Here is an 875-nt window from a genome sequence, read left to right as displayed (position 1 = left end):
TGCTAAAGATTTTTTTACATCATCAGATTTAATAAACAGATATTTACCATAGCGGTCGACAAATCTGAAAATCGATTCATGACTGAATTTATAACCAATCCAGTAAAGTAAGGCAGCAGCCAGCAGGGAGCCGAGGCAACCCGCAATGATCACGCCGACCAGTACTAATTGACCTTGGGACGCGGAATAGCCCGCAGATGGCATAATGATTTCAGAGGGAATAGGCGGGAAGACATTGTCGAGGAACATGAGCAGGGCAATACCCCAATAGCCCAGCTGTTCCATAATAGAAATAATCCAGTCAGTCAGATTCATAAGCAGCAGTTAATTGAAAATACTGCTTTTATCCTACGGAGTATTCCAGAATGGGTAAAGTAGATAAATTGTAGATCGCACAAATTAGCTATGCGTGAGGGTATAGATATAAACTCGACGCAGCAGATAGGCACTGAATACTGGCAATATACTTAATAGCAAAAATTGCACGATGCCAGTGTTGATGTGATAGCCAATAAATAGCGCTAAGATCGCACCAATAACAGTTCCTAGCACAACAATAAAAAGATGTGATTCATGTTCCAGCTGGTCCATGACTTCAACAGTCCGCTGTACTTTTACTTGATCCTTGCGTTGAAACTGAACAATATTATCTTCATATTTTGCGTAGGATTTTGCCATTTTGTGTTCCTTTTCATGTAAAAAATATATTTAGTAATTAAACACTTAGGTGGAAAATGATTACTGTATATAGATTATCAAGACTTTTTCTTTTTAAAGGGGAATCTTGGTAAAAGCGTGTTGAGATTTTTATTTAGATTGTGAAGTTTGTGTAAAAAAAAGCCCTCAAATGAGGGCTTGTATACATCTAGTTACAT

Annotated in this window: 2 protein-coding genes; both read right to left on the bottom strand. The window is 37.8% G+C overall.

All coding sequences use genetic code 11. The features are described 5' to 3' along the window. A partial coding sequence (locus B4033_RS12825) for a DedA family protein (protein ID WP_414631406.1) occupies positions 1 to 315 on the bottom strand: 315 nt, incomplete at its 3' end. A gap of 84 nt (positions 316 to 399) precedes the next feature. Then, positions 400 to 678, bottom strand: coding sequence for a hypothetical protein (locus tag B4033_RS12820; RefSeq protein WP_004814898.1), 279 nt, complete (start codon positions 676 to 678; stop codon positions 400 to 402). Positions 679 to 875: the final 197 nt, after the last annotated feature.

Origin of the sequence: Acinetobacter sp. UBA3132 (assembly GCF_002364825.1) — a bacterium.
Lineage (GTDB): Bacteria > Pseudomonadota > Gammaproteobacteria > Pseudomonadales > Moraxellaceae > Acinetobacter > Acinetobacter schindleri.
Note: the sequence above shows the minus strand (reverse complement) of the source record. Positions and strands in the feature narration are given on the sequence as shown.